At 61.3% G+C, this 19,052-nt stretch carries 16 protein-coding genes; 9 read left to right on the top strand and 7 right to left on the bottom strand.

The annotated features are described in order from the left end of the window. Window positions 1-17: 17 nt before the first annotated feature. Window positions 18-236, top strand: coding sequence for a DUF2970 domain-containing protein (locus CWE01_RS27215; protein ID WP_100943651.1), 219 nt, complete (start codon window positions 18-20; stop codon window positions 234-236). A gap of 7 nt (window positions 237-243) precedes the next feature. Here CWE01_RS27215 and CWE01_RS27210 read toward each other — a convergent pair whose 3' ends face one another. Beyond that, window positions 244-1,317, bottom strand: a complete 1,074-nt coding sequence (locus CWE01_RS27210; protein WP_100943650.1) for an ABC transporter substrate-binding protein — start codon at window positions 1,315-1,317, stop codon at window positions 244-246. A 579-nt stretch (window positions 1,318-1,896) separates the two neighbouring features. Here CWE01_RS27210 and CWE01_RS27205 point away from each other — a divergent pair. Continuing rightward, entirely contained in the window at window positions 1,897-3,555 is a 1,659-nt protein-coding gene (locus tag CWE01_RS27205; RefSeq protein ID WP_100943649.1) for a nitrite/sulfite reductase, read from the top strand. Further along, on the top strand, window positions 3,539-4,033 hold the full coding sequence (locus tag CWE01_RS27200; RefSeq protein WP_100943648.1) for a DUF934 domain-containing protein: 495 nt from the start codon (window positions 3,539-3,541) through the stop codon (window positions 4,031-4,033). Before CWE01_RS27205 ends, CWE01_RS27200 begins: the two co-directional genes overlap by 17 nt. A 39-nt stretch (window positions 4,034-4,072) precedes the next feature. Here CWE01_RS27200 and CWE01_RS27195 read toward each other — a convergent pair whose 3' ends face one another. Further along, window positions 4,073-8,926, bottom strand: coding sequence for an NEL-type E3 ubiquitin ligase domain-containing protein (locus tag CWE01_RS27195; RefSeq protein ID WP_256579423.1), 4,854 nt, complete (start codon window positions 8,924-8,926; stop codon window positions 4,073-4,075). Window positions 8,927-9,050: 124 nt separating this feature from the next. Further along, window positions 9,051-10,073: a protease SohB gene (sohB, locus tag CWE01_RS27190; protein ID WP_100943646.1), complete on the bottom strand. Its 1,023-nt coding sequence runs from the start codon at window positions 10,071-10,073 to the stop codon at window positions 9,051-9,053. A 207-nt stretch (window positions 10,074-10,280) separates the two neighbouring features. Here sohB and CWE01_RS27185 point away from each other — a divergent pair, with 207 nt between their 5' ends. The 5 genes from CWE01_RS27185 (at window position 10,281) to CWE01_RS27165 (ending at window position 14,715) form a co-directional block, all read left to right on the top strand. Then, entirely contained in the window at window positions 10,281-10,991 is a 711-nt protein-coding gene (locus tag CWE01_RS27185; RefSeq protein ID WP_100943645.1) for a histidine phosphatase family protein, read from the top strand. Window positions 10,992-11,051: 60 nt separating this feature from the next. Beyond that, the gene (locus tag CWE01_RS27180; protein WP_100943644.1) at window positions 11,052-11,366 is read left to right on the top strand and encodes an SCP2 sterol-binding domain-containing protein; all 315 of its coding nucleotides are present in this window, start codon (window positions 11,052-11,054) and stop codon (window positions 11,364-11,366) included. A 282-nt stretch (window positions 11,367-11,648) separates the two neighbouring features. Further along, window positions 11,649-12,716 carry a phosphotransferase family protein gene (locus tag CWE01_RS27175; RefSeq protein WP_100943643.1) on the top strand — a complete coding sequence of 356 codons (1,068 nt, stop codon included), beginning with the start codon at window positions 11,649-11,651 and terminating at the stop codon, window positions 12,714-12,716. 26 nt (window positions 12,717-12,742) lie between these two features. After that, a complete protein-coding gene (locus tag CWE01_RS27170; RefSeq protein WP_100943642.1) occupies window positions 12,743-13,510 on the top strand; it encodes an SDR family oxidoreductase in 768 nt (255 codons plus the stop codon). 89 nt (window positions 13,511-13,599) lie between these two features. After that, window positions 13,600-14,715: a Gfo/Idh/MocA family protein gene (locus CWE01_RS27165; RefSeq protein ID WP_100943641.1), complete on the top strand. Its 1,116-nt coding sequence runs from the start codon at window positions 13,600-13,602 to the stop codon at window positions 14,713-14,715. A 16-nt stretch (window positions 14,716-14,731) separates the two neighbouring features. On the opposite strand, the gene CWE01_RS27160 is transcribed toward CWE01_RS27165, so the two are convergent. The 3 genes from CWE01_RS27160 to CWE01_RS27150 all read right to left on the bottom strand — a co-directional run bounded on the left by CWE01_RS27160 (window position 14,732) and on the right by CWE01_RS27150 (window position 16,524). Next, window positions 14,732-15,748, bottom strand: coding sequence for an ABC transporter substrate-binding protein (locus CWE01_RS27160; RefSeq protein ID WP_100943640.1), 1,017 nt, complete (start codon window positions 15,746-15,748; stop codon window positions 14,732-14,734). A gap of 105 nt (window positions 15,749-15,853) precedes the next feature. Then, window positions 15,854-16,057, bottom strand: coding sequence for a hypothetical protein (locus tag CWE01_RS27155; RefSeq protein WP_100943639.1), 204 nt, complete (start codon window positions 16,055-16,057; stop codon window positions 15,854-15,856). Then, window positions 16,057-16,524 carry a hypothetical protein gene (locus CWE01_RS27150; RefSeq protein ID WP_100943867.1) on the bottom strand — a complete coding sequence of 156 codons (468 nt, stop codon included), beginning with the start codon at window positions 16,522-16,524 and terminating at the stop codon, window positions 16,057-16,059. The genes CWE01_RS27155 and CWE01_RS27150 overlap by 1 nt, the downstream gene beginning before the upstream one ends. 516 nt (window positions 16,525-17,040) lie before the next feature. Here CWE01_RS27150 and CWE01_RS27145 point away from each other — a divergent pair. Next, a complete protein-coding gene (locus CWE01_RS27145) occupies window positions 17,041-17,439 on the top strand; it encodes a hypothetical protein (RefSeq protein WP_100943638.1) in 399 nt (132 codons plus the stop codon). On the opposite strand, the gene CWE01_RS27140 is transcribed toward CWE01_RS27145, so the two are convergent. Next, entirely contained in the window at window positions 17,436-18,845 is a 1,410-nt protein-coding gene (locus CWE01_RS27140) for a methyl-accepting chemotaxis protein (RefSeq protein ID WP_371917164.1), read from the bottom strand. The genes CWE01_RS27145 and CWE01_RS27140 overlap by 4 nt on opposite strands. Window positions 18,846-19,052 lie beyond the last annotated feature (207 nt).

The raw sequence follows: 19,052 nt of genomic DNA, 5'->3' as shown, positions 1-19,052 counted from the left end.
TGTGTGTGGAGGATTCCATGGACGATCCGCTCGACAACAAGCCGCCGACCTTCTGGCAAATGCTCCACAGCGTGATGGCGGCGGCCTTTGGCGTACAAAGCGGGAAAAACCGCGCCCGTGACTTTACCCACGGCAAACCGAGTCACTTCCTGATGATCGGGGTTCTGTTCACCGCGGTCTTCGGCCTGACGCTCTACGGCGTGGTCAAGCTGGTGCTGCACTTCGCCGGGGTCTGAGCCCGCCTCAGGGCAGCACGGTTTTCAAGCTGAACGGATAACGGTAGCTGTCCGGCTTGCCGCCGGCACTCAGGGCCTTGAAGTCGACGTGGTAGTCCTCGCTGACACTGAACTTCAACAGCTTCTGGGCCTGGGCCTTGTCGATCAGCTCCAGCGCCTGGATCTGTCGCTCGCGACCGCCATGACGGCTAAAGTCGATACCGTCGGCATGGTCACGCAGCAGCACCATCGCCCAGCCTCCCAGCGCAAAATGCCCGGCAACCAGTACGCTCAGGCGTCCGTCGAGGCGCGCCCGGAGAATCTCCGGGGAGCTGTTGACGGCACTGAACAGCACATCGCGGCCCGGCCGACGCCCGGCCTTTGCAAAGGCGGCCATGGCGCCCAGGGCCATTTCGTCATTGGCCGACCAGACCAGCGACGTCTGCGGGTAGCGCCGGATCATCTGTTCGGCCTGATCAAAGGCCCGCTCGCGACTCCACTCGCCGTAGACCAACTGGCGCAGGTGAACCTGCGGCGACTCCGCCAGGGCCCGGCGCATACCTTGCTCGCGCAACTGCGAGGCGGGGGTGAGTTTCATCCCGGAAAAGGCCAGTAATTCGATGGGCTGGCCCGGCGCCTGCAACAGGCGTTGCCGGATCAATTCCTTGAGCATCAGGTAACCGCCCTGCTCGTCGTTCTGCACCAGGCTGCCGAGCAACTCCGGGGTATCGCCGAAGTGCCGGCTCTGTTCCAGCGTCAGCGTGTTGTTGACGATAAACAGCTTCACCCCACGGCCCCGGGCCATGCGCAGGATCTGCGGGGCCACCGCCTGTTCATTGACGATCAGCAGGTAATCGGGTCGTGGGCTGGCTTGCAGGACTTCATAGGCCTGGGCAAGGGTGGTTTGCGGGTCGCGCTCGCCATAACGCACCGTGAGGTCCATGCCGAGATTGCTCGCGGCCGCCTGCATGAAGTGGGTGTAGCTGTGCCAGAAAGGTTCCGTGGGGTGACCCGGATTGAGAAACACCACCGTGGTGGCCTGGGCCACCATCCAGAACGGCAGGCTCAGGATCAGCAATCCTTTGCAGAGAGTCTTCAACATGTCACCGCGCCCCGGAAAATAGCGGCATATCATACAGGCAAAATGCCTGTACCTTGCGGCAGACCATCGGAACTGTCCGACAATACTCCCCATGACAACGGCGCTGAAGTCCGGCAGGACACCCTCCTCCACAGACACGAATCCACTCGTACCTATGGAGGAGGCAACGACGGCAGCAGCGGCCGTCTTATTTGTGACTGACCCAGAATACAGCGGTGGCCACCACCAGGATGATCAGGAACAGGATCGCCCAGGCATCGACCGTGCTGTCGCTTTTCCTTGCTTTGACTGGATTGCTCATCGCATCGCCTCTTGTCGGTTTTATCGGTGATTGCTGCAAACTCGCTGATAGTTAAGTAGAGAATTGCCCATACCACAAATAGGGTTATGGATCGTCGACGAACGTTAGTCGTTTTGGTTCTGTGCATATACTCAAACATCACTTTTACGCATAACTGCAAACTGCTATCGTGCGCCGGCTCCGTCAATGGAGTGCGCGGCCGTGCGCGCAGAATTGTTGAGATACGCCGGGAGCCTGGAGCGCCCGGGGTATTTATGAAGCCTGAGAACAGGATCTATATGTACGTATACGACGAGTACGATCAGCGGATCATCGAGGACCGCGTCAAGCAGTTCCGTGATCAGACCCGACGCTATCTGGCAGGTGAGCTGAGCGAAGAAGAGTTCCGCCCGCTGCGTCTGCAAAATGGCCTGTATGTCCAGCGTTTCGCCCCGATGCTGCGGGTTGCCGTGCCTTATGGTCAGCTGACATCGCGCCAGGCGCGAATGATGGCGCGGATCGCCCGCGACTACGACAAGGGCTACGCCCACATCAGTACCCGGCAGAACGTCCAGTTCAACTGGCCGGCGCTGGAAGACGTGCCGGAGATCCTCGCCGAGCTGGCGACCGTGCAGATGCACGCGATCCAGACCAGCGGCAACTGCCTGCGCAACGTCACCACCGATCAGTTTGCCGGTGTCGCCGCCGACGAGTTGATCGACCCGCGCCCGTGGTGCGAAATCGTCCGCCAGTGGACCACCTTCCACCCGGAATTCGCCTACCTGCCGCGCAAGTTCAAGATCGCCATCAACGGCTCGACCTCGGACCGCGCGGCCATCGAAGTCCACGACATTGGCCTGGAGCCGGTGCATAACGCCGCCGGCGAGCTGGGCTTCCGGGTCCTGGTCGGTGGTGGCCTGGGCCGTACCCCGGTGGTCGGTGCCTTTATCAACGAATTCCTGCCGTGGCAGGACCTGTTGAGCTACCTCGACGCGATCCTGCGGGTCTACAACCGCTACGGCCGTCGCGACAACAAGTACAAGGCGCGGATCAAGATCCTGGTCAAGGCCTTGACCCCGGAAGTCTTCGCCGAGAAGGTCGACGCGGAGATGGTCCACCTGCGCGGCGGCCAGACCACCCTCACCGAGGCCGAAGTCCATCGCGTCGCCAAGCACTTCGTCGATCCGGACTACAAGGTCCTGGACAACCAGGTCGCCGAACTGGCCGAACTGGACCAGCAACACCCAGGCTTCGCCCGCTGGCGTACCCGTAACACCCTGGCCCACAAAAAGCCCGGCTACGTGGCCGTGACCTTGTCCCTCAAGCCCACCGGCGTAGCCCCGGGCGACGTGACCGACAAGCAGTTCGATGCCATCGCCGACCTGGCCGAGCGCTACAGCTTCGGCCAACTGCGCACTTCCCACGAGCAGAACATCATTCTCGCCGACGTGGAACAGAGCCAGCTGTTCACCCTCTGGGGCGAACTGCGCGAGAACGGTTTCGCCACGCCGAACATCGGCCTGCTGACCGACATCATCTGCTGCCCGGGCGGTGACTTCTGCTCCCTGGCCAACGCCAAGTCGATCCCGATCGCCGAGGCGATCCAGCGCCGCTTCGACGATCTCGACTACCTGTTCGATATCGGCGAGCTGGACCTGAACATTTCCGGTTGCATGAACGCCTGCGGTCACCACCACGTCGGCCATATCGGCATCCTCGGGGTGGACAAGAAAGGCGAAGAGTTCTACCAGGTGTCCCTCGGCGGCAGCGCCAGCCGTGACGCCAGCCTGGGCAAGATCCTCGGTCCGTCCTTCGCCCAGGACGCCATGCCCGACGTGATCGAGAAACTGATCGACGTCTACGTGGAAAAACGTACCGAAGACGAACGCTTCATCGACACTTACCAGCGTATCGGTATCGACCCCTTCAAGGAGCGCGTCTATGCAGCGAATCATTAAGAACAACGCCGTTATCGACGAAACCTGGCACCTGCTGCCCAAGGACGCGTCCTTCGACGGCATCTCCAACTGCGACGACCTGATCGTGCCGCTGGCCCTCTGGCGCGAACACGCCCACGCCCTCAAGGCCCGCGATGGCGGCCTGGGCGTGTGGCTGGACGCCGATGAAGAAGCCGAGGAAATCGGCGATGACGTGCAACACTTCCAGGTCATCGCGCTGAACTTCCCGGCCTTCACCGACGGTCGCAACTACTCCAATGCCCGCCTGCTGCGTGACCGTTACGGTTACAAGGGCGAACTGCGGGCGATTGGCGATGTGCTGCGCGACCAGTTGTTCTACCTGCACCGCTGCGGTTTCGACGCCTACGCCCTGCGCGCGGACAAGGACCCCTACGAAGCCCTGGAAAGCCTCAAGGACTTCTCGGTGACCTACCAGGCCGCCACCGACGAACCGCTGCCGCTGTTCCGTCGACGCTGAGCCTGTCCGGCGGGGTGCCTGCAAACACCCCGCCACGCTTCAAGCGTCCAGTTCCGCCTCCGGGATTCGCTCCAGTACCTCGTGGGTCAACACCAGCGCTTCCCTGGCTTGGGCCTCCCGCCAAGCCCCGAGTTGATCACCCATCTGTGCCTCCAGTTCGATATCGACGAACTCGTGCCAAAGAGGATCACTTCTGCTCGTACGCCGGGCATCCAGCGCGAACACAGCAGTTTGGTGCTGCTCATCGATAGCCTTGAATCGCGAAGGATGATGCTCCTTCAGGTAGCTGGCCCAGAACTCGCGGTCGGCCAAGGCCCGCGCATACGCCGGGGTCCGTTCCCGTGCCAGTATCCTGGCATAGGCCGCATCCAGATTTTGCTGCGTCACCCGGGCCAATTCGGTAAAGGTCATGTGCCTGGGCTGGCCCGGCAAATGAAGTCGCTCCGTCAGGCCGATACGGTAGGCCAACCTCACCTCCACCGGGTCGACCTGTGGCGTGTCGGACAGCCTCAGCCGCGCCTCGATATCCGCCTGGGCCAGGCTCTCGACTTCATCCAGGCGCCACAAGCCTCGGGCCAGCTTCAGCAGATTCAGTTCGGTAGCCGCCGCAGTGCTCGCGGCCATTGCCCGCGCCTGGTTCACCAGGACCCTGACCTCCATGTCGCTGAAGATCAGCTGCGCACCATCGGAACAGGTCTGCGGATGGGACGCCGAGACAAACAGCTCTTCGCGCAGTTCACTGTATTGGCTGACCGCATCCACGACCTGCCAGACCCGCAGGCTCAGATCCTCGCGCGCCTCGCGATATTCCGCGGTAGCGGTCAGATCCGATAGCAGCTTGAAAAAGTCCGCGGAGCCTTGCTGCCGGTGCAGCAACTGCCATTGATGTTCTTTCAGGAACTTCTGCTCGGCGGATACAACTCCCAGCCAGTGGTCATATTCGTGAAGCGACGTGGTTCGGCGCAGGGCATGAGGGCGCCGGCGGCCCGGGGTATCGATGCCGAAATTGATACCGGTTTCGCGCTCGTAACGCTGCAATCGTCGCATGCCCTCGGCCGAAAGCGCCGGATTGTCGTGAAGGTGGGTAACCCGGTTGATGGAGGCGGGACCTGCGTACACCGCCTCGGGGATTGTCGAGATCCGATTCTCCCGCAGGTCCACACACTGCAAATGGCGCAACCTCGACAACCCGACAGGCCAACGATCCAGCTCTGCATGGCGCAGCAACAGACTCTCCAGCTCGCTTATTTGGCTGACATCCGGCGGCAGGACCAACAGGTTGTCCGACAAATTCAGGAATTTCAATTTGGTCAATCGGGCAAGTACCTCGGTTCCCTGGGGTGTCAGCACAATCTGGTTGCCTGGCAAGTGCAGGTGGGCCAGTTCGGACATTTGTCCCAGTTCCGCCGGTAGACTGCTCAGATGGTTGAAGCCCATCGATAGCCAGCGTAGCTGCTTGAAGTGCGTCAGAAATGAAACTTCCGTACTGGAGAGTCCCATATCATTCATGAACAGGAAGCCGACATGACTGAAGTCGGCACTAATCGGTGGCAGGTCGCCAACCCGCATGCCCAGCAGATCCAGCTCGTAAAGCTGTTGCCCGCCCAGCAGGCTCCGATGGGATTGCCTTCTCCAACAGGCCAGGATCGCATCAACCACCCGCTGTTTGTTGTCGGTAGCCACCGGCGTCACTTGCAGGGTTCCCCGTACACGCCTCCAAGTCTGACGTTGCACCCAGTTATCCAGCGTGGTGAACAACGCCTCATACTCCTCCCGCAGGCGTTCGAGCTCCACCAGGCAGGCAGATTCGGGCATATGGAGTGAAGTGAGAAAACTCCCCACCTCTTCCGAGGAGAATCCCGGATACAGGTCACGCACACGACCGATCAACCGCTCGGAATAACCAAGAATCCTGCCGACATCACTCATCGGATAGCCGATGCGCCCCGAAGCCAGGCGCATCGGCGGCCTGAACCAACGGCTGAAAGGCAACAGGCCAAGCGTATCCTGGGCGAAATGAGGGTCTCGGGCAACCTGAGCGACAATCTGCTCTTTCAGCCAAGCACCTTGTTCCGCGCCGCCGAATCCGAGGGCAACGCGATCAGCCTCCGGCAGCGCACGAACCATCGCGTCGAAAATGTTATCCGCACGCCCCAGGAGCGTCCCCGAGTGATCGAAGGCGTTGTACTGTCGTCCGACTTTGAGAATCACCCGGGGCGTGGCGATATCCGGATCCCCCGCCACGTCAAGTGTCTCGCTGGTAAAGAGCTGTTCACGCAATTCAATCCGCAGCCCCTTGGCCGGCCAGCCGGGTAATCGCTCAAGTGTATGCAGCGCGAGACGGTCGGCCTGGGCGTATTGCGGAGCCAGCAAATACCAGCTCTCGCACACCCGGTTAAGCTGCAACTGCTTGAGGTACCAGCGGATTTCCTCCGAGAAGCGTAGCGGCACCCGCTCATTCAAGAGCTCGAGTTCGGCGCTACGGGCATGGGCGATCAACTCCCGGGCGACACTTCCCGGCAAGCCGGGGAACACCCCGAGAATACGCTTGACCCTATCGTCATCGGTTTTCTCGCTCGCCGCATACAACTCGTCGAACAGCCATTGCCTTCGCTGTCCGGCCGATTGCCTGAGGCGTTGGCTCAATACCCGGATACGCGCCCCATTGTCCGTCAGCTCAGCACCGAGCAGCGTGTGGCGCTCAGGCTCGCTCAACATATTCAGCGTCGACTTGAGCAGGTCGCCATTCTTGAGCTGTGACTCGATGATCTGCAACGAGGAGAACTGTTCGCCAGTGCGCCGACCGTACTCCGCCATGACCTCACCCAAACCATTGAGCACCTGGATGACCCGATTTTCCGGCCAGTCGGGCAGCGACGTCAGCACCCGCAAACGCAGATCGCCCTGCTCCAGCGTTCGCGATATGGCGTCGGGCACCTCGCCGATAAAATCGCTGATGGCCTGGTCGATCCTGAAGCGCTTGATCGTATCGAGCAGCAGCGCGGGCACCGGCTGATTGTCCGTCAGGGCTTTGCGCAAGACATTCTCCTGGGCGGAACACAGCTGGCGAATTTGTAACCGCAACTGGTCGCCCAGTCCGATCATCGGTTCGCCGAGGCGCCGGAACAATTGCTCCACGGGCCAGTCCGCGACTCGCTCGTAAATCGTTTGCCAGCCCCCCGTACGGTTGAACCTGAGCGGCACGGCATGAAAGTCTTCGCCTCCCGGGTGCTCAATCTGCCATTGCAGGCGAGCCATGTCATACCTCACGGCATACAGCTTCCCCGAGAGAGGGAGATAGAGGTTGTCCTGGAACGGATAAAGCCCTATCTCATTGGCCTGGAGATCCTCAGGCAGACGGATATCTCGCTCGTAGGGAGCAAGGTCGGCCTTCCACAAGCGGCGCTGGCCTCCCGGCGCTGCAACGGCGATCAAGGCGTCGACTGAAGACGGGGGCCGCGTCCTGAACAGTGCCTTGCCGCCCTTCACCACCACGGCCCCGGCCGCCAACAGGGCGAGATCTTCAGCCACACCCAGCAGATAGTCGAGGGCCTCGCGTTTTTCCCCGAGGTGCCAAGCCGCGAATCCGTTATAGACCGCCACAACCATCTTCACCACGGCCGCCGCCAGGATGATCTGGCCGATCACCGGTACGAACGACAAGGCCAGTGCCAGCAGGCTCAGACCCGCTTCGCGGTAAGCGTCCAGACGCGCCTGGCGCACCCGGGCATCGACGTCGGCCGTGGGCACCGCCAGTTGCCGCGCATGCGCCTTGATCTGGCGGTAGCGTTGCTGCTGGAAACTTTCGAACAGGTCGCCGGTGATAGGTACTTCACTCAACGGGATATATTGAAAGATCGCCGGCACGGGCGGCCACTTTCGATCCTCGGACAGCAAGTTGGCATTCAGGGTACGAAAAAACCGCAACCGCTGTTCTTCGGGGACAAAGCGACTGAAGAACTGCTGGTAAGACAGGTCTCGAAGCTTCAGGGTCAAGGCATGTTCGAAACGGAGAAAGCTGCCGTACCACTTCAAAGGACCGCGCGGATCATCCGGAATATAGGCAACACAGGGCAACTCAGAGCCCTCCCTGAGCACCGCCCCAATGACCACCCAGCCGCTCAATTCGATATCGAACATCTTCATTCGGCTGCAATGAACCCTTTCTCCACCGAGCCTCAACTCTGTTTCGCCCTCGACCAGCGACATGACCAGATCATAGGTCGCCGCGGTGATCTCCCCCTTCATGTAGGCGATATCAGCGGTCACCGCCAGCGTCTGTTTGTCATACTCGGCAAAGTGCTGCTTGACTGACAAAGCTCCGCTGGCCGACGGCTGACCGGGAGGATTGAAAACACTGTCGATATGCGCCTGGTACAAGGCCCCCAAATCAAGCGTTCGACAAGCCCAGGCAAAGTCTTCTGGTGCCAGCGAGACGTTGATGCCCGGAGCGCCACCGGGAAACTGCACAGCGGCCTTGCCGGCCAGCGCCCCCCGTTCGGTCTCCCCCGCCTCGAAGTTCTGCAAGGCCGCCTCCAGCAGTGTTTGGCTGCGGAAGAAGGTAAAGAGCTTGTCCTCGAAGATACTGGACAGGTAAGTGGCATCGACCCTGACAAACCGGCCGCTTTGCACTGCCTGGTCACTATTGATCTGCCTTTCCAGCGCCTGGACCAGAAGCGGCATGCAGAACACATCAATGTTCTGGAAACGCGCCATGATCTGTTGGACTTCATGCCTCGATGTTTCCAGCGCCAACAGATGTTCACGAAATAACAGGCGTATTTCCGGAGCGGCCCGGTAGAGCCAAACGGGAATCTTCTCCTTGATCGTATCGAAATGAATGCCCACCTCGGCAGGTGCGGGACTGTGCTCAATGACTGTTGTTTCTTCCACGGCAATCAACCTGGATATCCATTAGAGATTCCAGCTTATTGAGCGCCTGGCGGGGAGAGGAGGTACTTATTGAGGGGGATGGTTTCTGTCCGGGGCGATCGACAGAAACCATCAAGGTAGCGGTTTACCAGAAACGTTGCTGGGTCAAACGACCCCACCCATTGACCAGCACACGCTCCAGCGAGCTGCTGGCCGCCAGACCGACCCGCTCTTGCAGGCTCTTGCGTTCGGCATAATGCAGGTGAAACAACTCGGCACTTTTTGCCCGGTCGGCCAGGTATTCATCGCTGGTCTTCAGTTCATCCACCAACTGTTTGTCCAGGGCCGCCACACCCAGCCAGATTTCGCCGGTCGCCACTTCATCGATGGCCAGTTGCGGACGGTACTGCGAGACGAAGTTCTTGAACAGGCGATGGGTAATGTCCAGGTCCTGCTGAAACTTCTCACGACCTTTTTCGGTGTTTTCGCCAAACACGGTCAAGGTACGTTTGTACTCGCCAGCGGTCAGCACTTCGAAATCGATATCGTGCTTCTTCAGCAGCTTGTTGACGTTGGGCAACTGCGCCACCACGCCAATCGAACCGAGGATGGCAAAAGGCGCACTGATGATCTTGTCGCCGATGCAGGCCATCATGTAGCCGCCGCTGGCCGCGACCTTGTCGATGCAGATGGTCAGCGGGACGCCGGCCTGACGGATACGCGCCAGTTGCGAGGAGGCCAGGCCATAGCTGTGGACCATGCCGCCGCCGCTTTCCAGGCGCAACACCACTTCATCCTTGGGCGTGGCCAGGCTGAGCAATGCGGTAATCTCGTGGCGCAGGCTTTCGGTGGCCGAAGCCTTGATATCGCCGTCGAAATCCAGCACGAATACCCGCGGCTTGGACTCCGGCTGCTTCTTGTGTTTTTTCTCGCTCTTGGCCTGCTGCTTGCGCAGGGTCTTGAGCTGGTCCTTGTCGAACAGGCTCTGCTCCAGGCGCTCGCGCAGGCCCTTGTAGAAATCGTTGAGCTTGCTGACCTGCAACTGCCCCGCCGACCTGCGCCGACCTTTGCTGCGCAGCGTGGCCGCGGTCACCAGGACCACGACGATTGCAATGACCAGGGTAACGGTTTTAGCCAGAAAACTTGCGTACTCGGCAAGAAACTCCACGGTGACTCCTTACAAAACCAGGCGGCCCCCGGCTGTGGGGACTCACGACGACCCAGCATACCGTCGAGGCGGCCTTGCGGCCAGTTGTGGCACCGCCTGAATTGTGTCTCTAACAAACATTTCAAACGAGCGTATGTTTTTTTATTGACAGGCTTCCGTCATCCTCATAACCTCGCCAGACCTTCAACGTACCGGGACGACGCGGACGTGGGCAGCATTTATCTGATTCGACATGGCCAGGCTTCCTTCGGTGCGGACGACTACGACGTCCTGTCAGCGGTCGGCATTCGTCAGGCCGAGGTCCTCGGCAAGCATCTGGCCGACCTCGGCCTGAGCTTCGACCGCTGCCTGGCCGGCGACCTGCGCCGCCAGCAGGACACCGCGCGCATCGCCCTGCAGCAGTGCGACGCCACCGGCCTGCTGGTCCCGCCCCTGGAAACCGATGCGGCCTTCAACGAGTTCGACGCCGACGCGGTGATCCGCGCGCTGTTGCCCGGCCTGCTGCCGGAAGAACCCGAAGCCCTGCACATCCTGCGCAACGCCGCGCAAAACCGTGGCGAGTTCCAGCGCCTGTTCGCCCTGATCATCGAGCGCTGGCTCAGCGGCAAGCATGACACCCCGGAGCTGGAAAGCTGGCTGGGGTTTGTCGCCCGGGTCGAGGGCGGGCTGCGGCGGATTCTCGAGCAGGCCGACAACAGCCAGAAAATCGCCGTGTTCACCTCTGGCGGAACCATCACCGCCCTGCTCCACCTGATCACCCATATTCCAGCCAGGGAAGCCTTCGAGCTGAACTGGCAGATCGTCAACACCTCGCTCAACCAGCTCAAGTTTCGCGGTCGCGAGGTGGCCCTGGCTTCCTTCAACAGTCAAGCGCACCTGCAACTGATGAAGGCCCCGGAGCTGATCACCTTTCGATAAGCTCCGGCCAACCGTGACCCTTGGGGTCGTTGCCGTATTTACCCATAAAAGGATCGAACCATGACCTCTGTAGCCCACGCCGTAGAAGCAATGCGACACAAGTTCAACCCAGCCGCCGCCGCTGGCCTGGACGTTGTCTTCGGTTTCCGTATCGATGACACCCAGCACTTCTCGCTGATCGTCAAGAACGGCACCTGCGAACTGCTGGAAGGCGAAAACCCGGACGCCAACGTGACCCTGGTGACTGACGGCGAGACCATGAAAGGCATCGTCAGCGGCGAAACCGACGGCATGCAGGCATTCATGGGCGGCAAGCTGCGCGTTGAAGGCGACATGATGCTGTCGATGAAGCTGAGCGAGCTGTTCCCGAGCTGATCCACGCCCGCAGAACAGTCGAAACCCGATAGCCCGCAATGCCCACCCAGGCATCGCGGGCATCGGGTTTCGTGCGTTATATCCACCACCGTCGCGAGCAAGCCTGCTCCGGCAATGGGCATTCTTGCCAAGCAGCGCTTTCCCTCTACGCGGGCCTATCAGGCACGCTGATCATCCTGCAACACCCCGGCCTATAACAGCGGAGCGCGCTTGTAGGCAGACAGGGCGAGCATTAGATTAGTCAATAATCTCTGGCCTCCAGAATAAGCAGAAGGGATAAGCATGACGCTTACTGACCAGTCCACCCGTATCCGTGCCGGCGAAGAGCTGGATGCCGGTTTGATCGACCCGTACCTCAAGGCCCATATTCCGGGCCTGCATGGCCTGCCGACCATCAGCCAGTTCCCCGGCGGCGCCTCGAACCTGACCTACCTGATCCGCTACCCGGAACAGGAATTTGTCCTGCGCCGGCCGCCGTTCGGTCACAAGGCCAAGTCCGCCCACGACATGGGCCGCGAATTCCGTATCCTCAACCAGCTCAAGGACGGTTTCCCGTACTGCCCCAAGGCCTACGTGCACTGCACCGACGAATCGGTGATCGGCGCCGAGTTCTATGTGATGCAGCGGGTCGAGGGCATTATCCTGCGCTCCGACCTGCCGCCGGAACTGGGCCTGGACGCCGCGCAGACCGAAACCCTGTGCAAGAGCTTCATCGACCGCATGGTCGAACTGCACCAGGTCGACTACACGGCCTGCGGCCTGGCTGATCTGGGCAAGCCCGAAGGCTACGTCGAGCGGCAGATCCGTGGCTGGAGCGAGCGTTACGAAAAAGCCCTGACCCCTGACGCGCCGAGCTGGGAAGCGGTACGCAGCTGGCTCAACGACAAGATGCCCGCCGACCATCCGACCTCGAGCATCGTGCACAACGACTACCGCTTCGACAACGTGATCCTCGATCCCCACAACCCGATGCAGATCATCGGCGTACTCGACTGGGAACTGACCACCATCGGCAATCCGCTGATGGACCTGGGCAACACCCTGGCCTACTGGATCGAAGCTGGCGACCCGGCCCCGGTGCAATTGATGCGCCGCCAGCCAAGCCACGCGCCCGGCATGCTGACCCGCCGCCAGTTCGTCGACTACTACGCCGAACGCTCGGGGATCGCCATCGACAACTTCGACTTCTACTACACCTACGGCCTGTTCCGCCTGGCCGGCATCGTGCAGCAGATCTACTACCGCTTCTTCCACGGCCAGACCCAGGACAAACGCTTCGCGCAGTTCATTCACATGAACAAGCTGCTGGAGCAGATGAGCCTGAAGGTCATCCAGTCGTCCAGCCTCTGACCGCGCCTACAACCAGGAAAATCACCATGTCCAAGACCCAGTTGTTCGACCTCGACGGCAAGATCGCCTTTGTTTCCGGCGCCAGCCGCGGTATCGGCGAGGCCATTGCCAAGCTGCTGGCCCAGCAAGGCGCCCATGTGATCGTCTCGAGCCGCAAGCTCGAAGGTTGCCAGCACGTGGCCGATGCGATCATCGCCGACGGCGGCAAGGCCACCGCCATCGCCTGCCATATCGGCGAAATGGAACAGATCAGCCAGGTCTTCGCCGGTATCCGTGAGCAGTTCGGGCGCCTGGACATCCTGGTCAACAACGCCGCCACCAACCCGCAGTTCTGCAACGTGCTGGACACCGACCTCGGCGCCTTCCAGAAAACCGTCGACGTTAACATCCGCGGCTACTTCTTCATGTCGGTGGAAGCCGGCAAGCTGATGCGCGAACACGGCGGTGGCAGCATCATCAACGTGGCCTCGATCAACGGTATTTCCCCGGGCATCTTCCAGGGCATCTATTCGGTGACCAAGGCTGCCGTGATCAACATGACCAAGGTCTTCGCCAAGGAGTGCGCGCAGTTCGGCATCCGTTGCAACGCCCTGCTCCCGGGCCTGACCGACACCAAGTTCGCCTCGGCCCTGGTCGGCAACGAAGCGATCCTCAAGACCGCCCTGCAACAGATCCCTCTCAAGCGTGTTGCCGCACCGAGCGAAATGGCCGGAGCGGTGCTGTACCTGGCCAGCGATGCCTCCAGCTACACTACCGGGGTGGCGCTGAACGTGGACGGTGGTTTCCTGTCCTGATATCGAAATAAAAATTCCATCAGTTGAATTTATTGAATTTAAATTCTATAAATAGCCCTTCCTGAAAATAATAATCAGAGGGCGTGGTGATGGACGAGTTGGGAATAGGCTTGATCGGCACGGGCTTTATGGGCCGTGCCCACGCGCTGGCATTTCACAATGCCAGCGCCGTATTCGAACTGCCGCTGAAGCTGCGCCTGGTGGCACTGGCGGACGCCGACGCCCAGCGTGCCGAATCCTGCGCCCAGGCCTGGGGTTTCGAGCAAGCCTACGGCGACTGGCAACAGCTGATTGACGATCCCCGGGTCGGGGTGGTGGCCATCACCACGCCCAATCACCTGCATTTCCCCATGGCCATGGCCGCCCTCGCGGCGGGCAAGGCGGTGTACTGCGAAAAACCCCTGGCGGTCGACCTGGATCAGGCCACGCAAATGCGTGACGCCGCCCGCCAGGCCGGCGTGGTCACCCGCGTGGGCTACAACTACCAGCACAACCCGATGATCGACCTGGCCCGCGAGCTGATCCAGAGCGGCGAACTGGGGGAGATCGTCGGTTTCCAGGGTGAATTCAGCGAAGACTTCATGGCCGACCCGACCTCGCCCTGGTCCTGGCGCTGCGAAGCGCAGCATGCCGGCGGCGCCCTGGCCGACCTGGGCAGCCATCTGCTGGCCATGGCCCGCTATCTGCTCGGCGATATCACCGCCGTGTGTGCCGACACCCGCACCGTCCATGGACAGCGCCCGGCCAGTGCCGGCAGCCTGGAGACCCGCACGATTGCCGTCGACGACCAGGTCCACGCCCTGCTGCGTTTCGCCAATGGCGCCCGGGGCGCGATCAGCAGCAGCTGGCTCAAGCACGGCTACAAGAACCACCTGAGCTTCGAGATCAGCGGCACCCGGGGCACCCTGGCCTTCGACCAGGAGCGCCTGAACGAACTGCAACTCTGCCGCGCCGGCCAGAACGGTTTCCAGCGCCTGCTGGCCGGGCCGCATCTACCGCGTTACGCGGCCTTCAGCCCGGCCGCCGGCCATCAGTTGGGTTACAACGAACTCAAGGCCCTGGAGGTCCAGGCGCTGATCGAGGCACTGGCCGGCAAAGGCCGGACAGGGACCGACTTCGAAGAGGCCTGGCAAGTGGAGCGCCTGGCGACGACGATTCGCCGGGCAGCCAGCGAGCGGCGCTGGGTCGACGTCAGCGAGCTGTAAAACCCGCCTGCCGGCATCATTTGAGGCCGGCAGCGACCTTGTTGGCCACATCCACGGGCAACCAGGCCTTCCAGACCTCCGGGTGCTCCTTGAGGAAAGCCTCCGTCACCTGGCGTGGCGGCAGGCGCTCTTCGCTCATTTTCGCCAGCGCCTGGTTCAACACATCAATCGGCAGGTCGACCTTGGCGAAAAACGCCAGCACCTGCGGGTATTGCGTCTTGAACGGCGTCGAGACGCCAATACTCAACTTCGAGGCCAGGGAACGGCTCGGCTTGGGGTCGGGATTCTCCGGGTCGGTCAGGGTCTTCCAGGCTTCGGCATCAAAAGGCGGTTCCTGCAACTGGACCAGCTTGAACTTGCCCAGCAGCGGCGTCGGCGACCAGTAATAGAACAGGATCGGTTTGCCACGCCGGATTGACGAGGTGATCTCCGCATCCAGCGCCGCTCCGGAGCCGCTGCGAAAGTTCACATAACTGTCGGTCAGGCCGTAGGCCTTGAGCTTCTGCTGGTTGACGATTTCCGATGTCCAGCCGATCGGGCTGTTGAGAAAGCGTCCTTTATCCGGAGACTCCGGATCGCGGAACACATCCTTGTAGCGGGCCAGGTCGGCAACTCCGTGCAGCTCCGGCGCCAGGGGCTTGATGCCACGCTCCGGATCGCCCTTGATCACGTACTCCGGCACCCACCAGCCCTCGGTGGCACCCTTGACGGTATCGCCAACCGCCACGACCTCGCCCGCCGCTTCAGCCTTGACCCACACCGGGCTGCGTCCGGCCCACTCCTCGCCGATTACCTGGATATCATTCTTGGCCAGGGCCGTTTCCAGGGTCACGGTGGTGCCGGGGAGCATATCGGTCGGCAGGCCATAACCCTTTTCGACGATATAACGCAGGATGTCGGTGATCAGGCTGCCACTTTCCCAGTTCAGGTCGGCAAAGTGGATCGGCTGGGGCGCGGCCCGAACCGCAAGCGGCATGGCGCCGATACAGAAAACAGCCAGGGCGCTGGCGAACAGCGCGCGAAATCCTTTCATGGAATTACCTCAATCGCAGGTCGTCTATCGGCGAAAAATCCGAAAGCCCGGAAATCTTCAGTCAGCAGAACTGTAGTCGAGGTTCCCGGAATGATGCGCCAGCGATCAGTGAGTATCTGGCGACTGAAGTTGCTGCAACTCACGTCGGACCATGCTGACATACTCGGCAGGCCCCAGGGCATACAATTGCGCCGCCACCCAGTTGAGCCAGGCGCCCTGCAGTTCGGCCTTGCGCTCGAACAGCCGACGGGCCTCGGCACTGGCCTGTCGTACATGCTGGCGATGGAACTCGGCCCGGGTCGAACTCATTACTCGCTGGCCTTGAACGTCAGTTCGCCCTTGCGCCAGCGCGCGGCCTTCTTGGTCACGTCCTTGAGGGTCTTGCTCAAAGTGCCCTGCAACTGTTCATGGGCGGCAAATACCATCACCACGGTATGCCCTTCCTTGAACACGATGCCGTGGCCTTCGGGCACGGTGATATAGGCATAGTCGCCCAGGCCATAGACCGTCAGTTTGATCTCGCGGAACTTGATGTCGAACTTGCCGCCTTCGCGGCTGGGCAATACCGCGGCACGGAAATGATCGCCGACTTTCAGCTCCAGGTGCTGCTTGTCATCGACCACCAGGGAGGTTTCGGTGTCGATCTCGGCAATGTAGATGCCTTCGGCGGTTTGTTCGGTGATATAGACGAAACGCGATTGAAACTGCTTGACCAGCTTGGCCCGAAGATCACCCAGTACAAACAGTGCATGCATATCCAGATTACTGACTGCCAACGAAAAGTCCTCAAACTCGAAAAATGAAGCCGCCCGGCGAGTGTCAGGCAACACAAAACGATCGGTCACTGCCGTCGGTTACCGAATAGAAAGCCCTGATGTTTGCCCGCGCGGCCTGGTGATGCTCACCGGTGCGCAGAAAGCCTAATGGATGCAAGGTCCCATGACTTCTGCGAAGTGTCATCAGCGCTTGAAGGAAAACACCGCATTGCACCGATCACGGGAAACCGGCAACTGAATTTGCGAGGGAAGGCCTTCTTGAAAAAAAGTAATTTCCGACATGCAGGTTGCAAAAAAATGCCCTGGATGAAATCAGCCCCTGGGCACTGGAAGTGATTCTAGAACACGTCAGGCCATTCGGGCCAATCAAACTGCCCGTGGGCAGCATCTTACAAGACAAAAAGTCCTCGATTGTGTCCAGTCTGTCGCAAATATCGGCTGGAAGCCGTCGACGAGGCTACAGAACAGGCCTCTGCGGTCGATAAGCTGGCAAGCGTCATTCCAGGAGTATCGCCGATGATCAACTTGAATGCTTCCTTGATCCCGTCCGCCTTCCTGCTGTCGTCAAGCGAGGACAGCGGCAGTGCCAGCCGTCTTTCGTCCGACCCGTTGCTGAGCGACGACAGTGGATTGAATCTGCTGAGCGACAGCCTGGCGGCCAATGCAAAGGCGGCGCAGGATCGGGTCAAGAAACTCCGGGCACAGATCGAGCAACTGCAGCAAAAACTGCGCAGGGCCAACGCTCGCCTGGCTGCGACCAAAAGCGGCCATCACCCCAACGCAGCCGCGCGCGAGGCCGCTGTCCAGCCGGCCAAGGCCCAGGTCGCCGCCCTCGGCGCCGCGCTGAACGGCACCAGCACCGCGCTGTTCATGGCGGAAAAGCTGATGGCCGGGATGGTTGATACCACGGCTTAGCTTTCCGGTTTGTAGCCCAGGCGCAGTCCGCCCCAATGCCGCCCCTTGATCATGATCGGCACCGACAGGTCATGCATCAGCTCCCCCGTGTCGCGGGTATAGGTCTGCAATAGCAGTGGCTGCTGGTGGCTGCCACAGCGGATCCCCGTGCGATCATCGAACTTGCGCTTGGTCCTGTTGTGCAGCGTGTCGTGCTGTGGATTGCCCGTCAGGGGCTGACAAAACGCCTGGTTATGAGTCGGCACATAACCCTGGGGCGTACAGGCGATGGCGAACACCAAACCTTCATGGCGAGCCAGCAACGGTTCCTGGATCGCCGGCAGGACCTGATCGGTGTAACGGTCGAAACGCGTCTGGTATTTGGCCGGCGAGGTGTTGGCGATCAGCTGGTAGGTGCGGTCGAACAGATCATCGAGACTGATGCGGCTCTGTTCGATATCCGCCTCGAAACGCGCGGCAATCTGTCCAGCCCCTTCGCGGGCGAGGTCGTAGACCCGCTGGTGGTAATCATCCAGGCCAACCTCGGCCAAGCGCTGGCTGATGGTCTCGGCCTGCCCCTCCATCTGGATCGCCGCCTGGGTCAGGTGACGGGTCTGCTGGTCGCTGACGGCCAGGTCGCCGCGCATCTGCTCGACCGCCGTGAACAGGCTGTCCAGTTGCTCGCGGTTGCTCTGCGCACCGCGGGCGATCTCGCCCACCTGTGTTTCGACACTGGCAGCCAGGCCGGCGATATTCGCCAGGTGCCGGCCGGTATCCTCGACCTGCGCCACGCCGCCGTCGAGGTCCTGGGCCAGTTGGCGAATCTGCTCGACGACCTGGGTGGTGCGTTGCTGGATATCGGCCACCATGACCCCGACCTCGTCGGTCGCCGTGGCCGTGCGCCCGGCCAGCCCGCGTACCTCGTCGGCGACCACGGCAAAACCGCGACCATGCTCGCCGGCGCGGGCCGCCTCGATGGCGGCGTTAAGGGCCAGCAGGTTGGTCTGGCTGGCGATCGCCTGGATCACCAGGGTTACCCGCTGGATTTCCTCGCTGCGCAGGCTCAGGGCCTCGATCGTCTCGCGACTGGCATTGGCCTGCTGGCTGAGCCGGTGCATGCGGCCGATGGACTCCGCCAGCACCGTATGCCCTTCAGCGCTGCTGCTGCGGGCTTCACTGGCCGAGCCCAGGGCCTGCTGGCTCAAGTGCGAGGTGGTCTGCTCGGTGTTGATCACCCGTTCGGCACTGGCGACAATCTGCGCCGCAGCGCTGAGCTGCGACTGCACCTTGCCGGCCAGTTGCTTGACCGAAAAAGCCACGCCGGCGGCGGACAGGGCGTTATGACTGGTAGTGTGGGAAAGGTCGCGGGTCAATTGCGTCAGGGCATCGCCGCCGCTCTGCACGGCTAACGCCGGGGCCTGGCGCATCCGCAGGCGCGGCAGCCAGATCAGCAACAGCGCCAGGGGCAGGCAAACGCCAAGGGGCCAGCCGGCAAAGGCCATGGCCGACAACAATAGCGCCAGTCCCACGCTCTGTATCAACGGTGTCAGCCAGCGCAGCGCCGGTTTCGACGGCACGTCCACGTGCGACCCGACCCCAGGCAGAATTCCTTCTCCAGACATGTACTTACCCAC

This window comes from Pseudomonas sp. QS1027 (assembly GCF_002814235.1).
Taxonomy (GTDB): domain Bacteria; phylum Pseudomonadota; class Gammaproteobacteria; order Pseudomonadales; family Pseudomonadaceae; genus Aquipseudomonas.
This window is presented reverse-complemented; position numbering and strand designations above follow the sequence as displayed.

What these genes read in the sequence shown, in the direction of transcription:
- CWE01_RS27215 (WP_100943651.1), top strand. Translation starts at nt 18, where the DNA reads ATGGACGATCCGCTCGACAACAAGCCGCCGACCTTCTGGCAAATGCTC.
- CWE01_RS27210 (WP_100943650.1), bottom strand. Translation starts at nt 1,317, where the DNA reads ATGTTGAAGACTCTCTGCAAAGGATTGCTGATCCTGAGCCTGCCGTTC.
- CWE01_RS27205 (WP_100943649.1), top strand. Translation starts at nt 1,897, where the DNA reads ATGTACGTATACGACGAGTACGATCAGCGGATCATCGAGGACCGCGTC.
- CWE01_RS27200 (WP_100943648.1), top strand. Translation starts at nt 3,539, where the DNA reads ATGCAGCGAATCATTAAGAACAACGCCGTTATCGACGAAACCTGGCAC.
- CWE01_RS27180 (WP_100943644.1), top strand. Translation starts at nt 11,052, where the DNA reads ATGACCTCTGTAGCCCACGCCGTAGAAGCAATGCGACACAAGTTCAAC.
- CWE01_RS27175 (WP_100943643.1), top strand. Translation starts at nt 11,649, where the DNA reads ATGACGCTTACTGACCAGTCCACCCGTATCCGTGCCGGCGAAGAGCTG.
- CWE01_RS27170 (WP_100943642.1), top strand. Translation starts at nt 12,743, where the DNA reads ATGTCCAAGACCCAGTTGTTCGACCTCGACGGCAAGATCGCCTTTGTT.
- CWE01_RS27165 (WP_100943641.1), top strand. Translation starts at nt 13,600, where the DNA reads ATGGACGAGTTGGGAATAGGCTTGATCGGCACGGGCTTTATGGGCCGT.
- CWE01_RS27160 (WP_100943640.1), bottom strand. Translation starts at nt 15,748, where the DNA reads ATGAAAGGATTTCGCGCGCTGTTCGCCAGCGCCCTGGCTGTTTTCTGT.
- CWE01_RS27155 (WP_100943639.1), bottom strand. Translation starts at nt 16,057, where the DNA reads ATGAGTTCGACCCGGGCCGAGTTCCATCGCCAGCATGTACGACAGGCC.
- CWE01_RS27145 (WP_100943638.1), top strand. Translation starts at nt 17,041, where the DNA reads ATGATCAACTTGAATGCTTCCTTGATCCCGTCCGCCTTCCTGCTGTCG.
- CWE01_RS27140 (WP_371917164.1), bottom strand. Translation starts at nt 18,845, where the DNA reads ATGCGCCAGGCCCCGGCGTTAGCCGTGCAGAGCGGCGGCGATGCCCTG.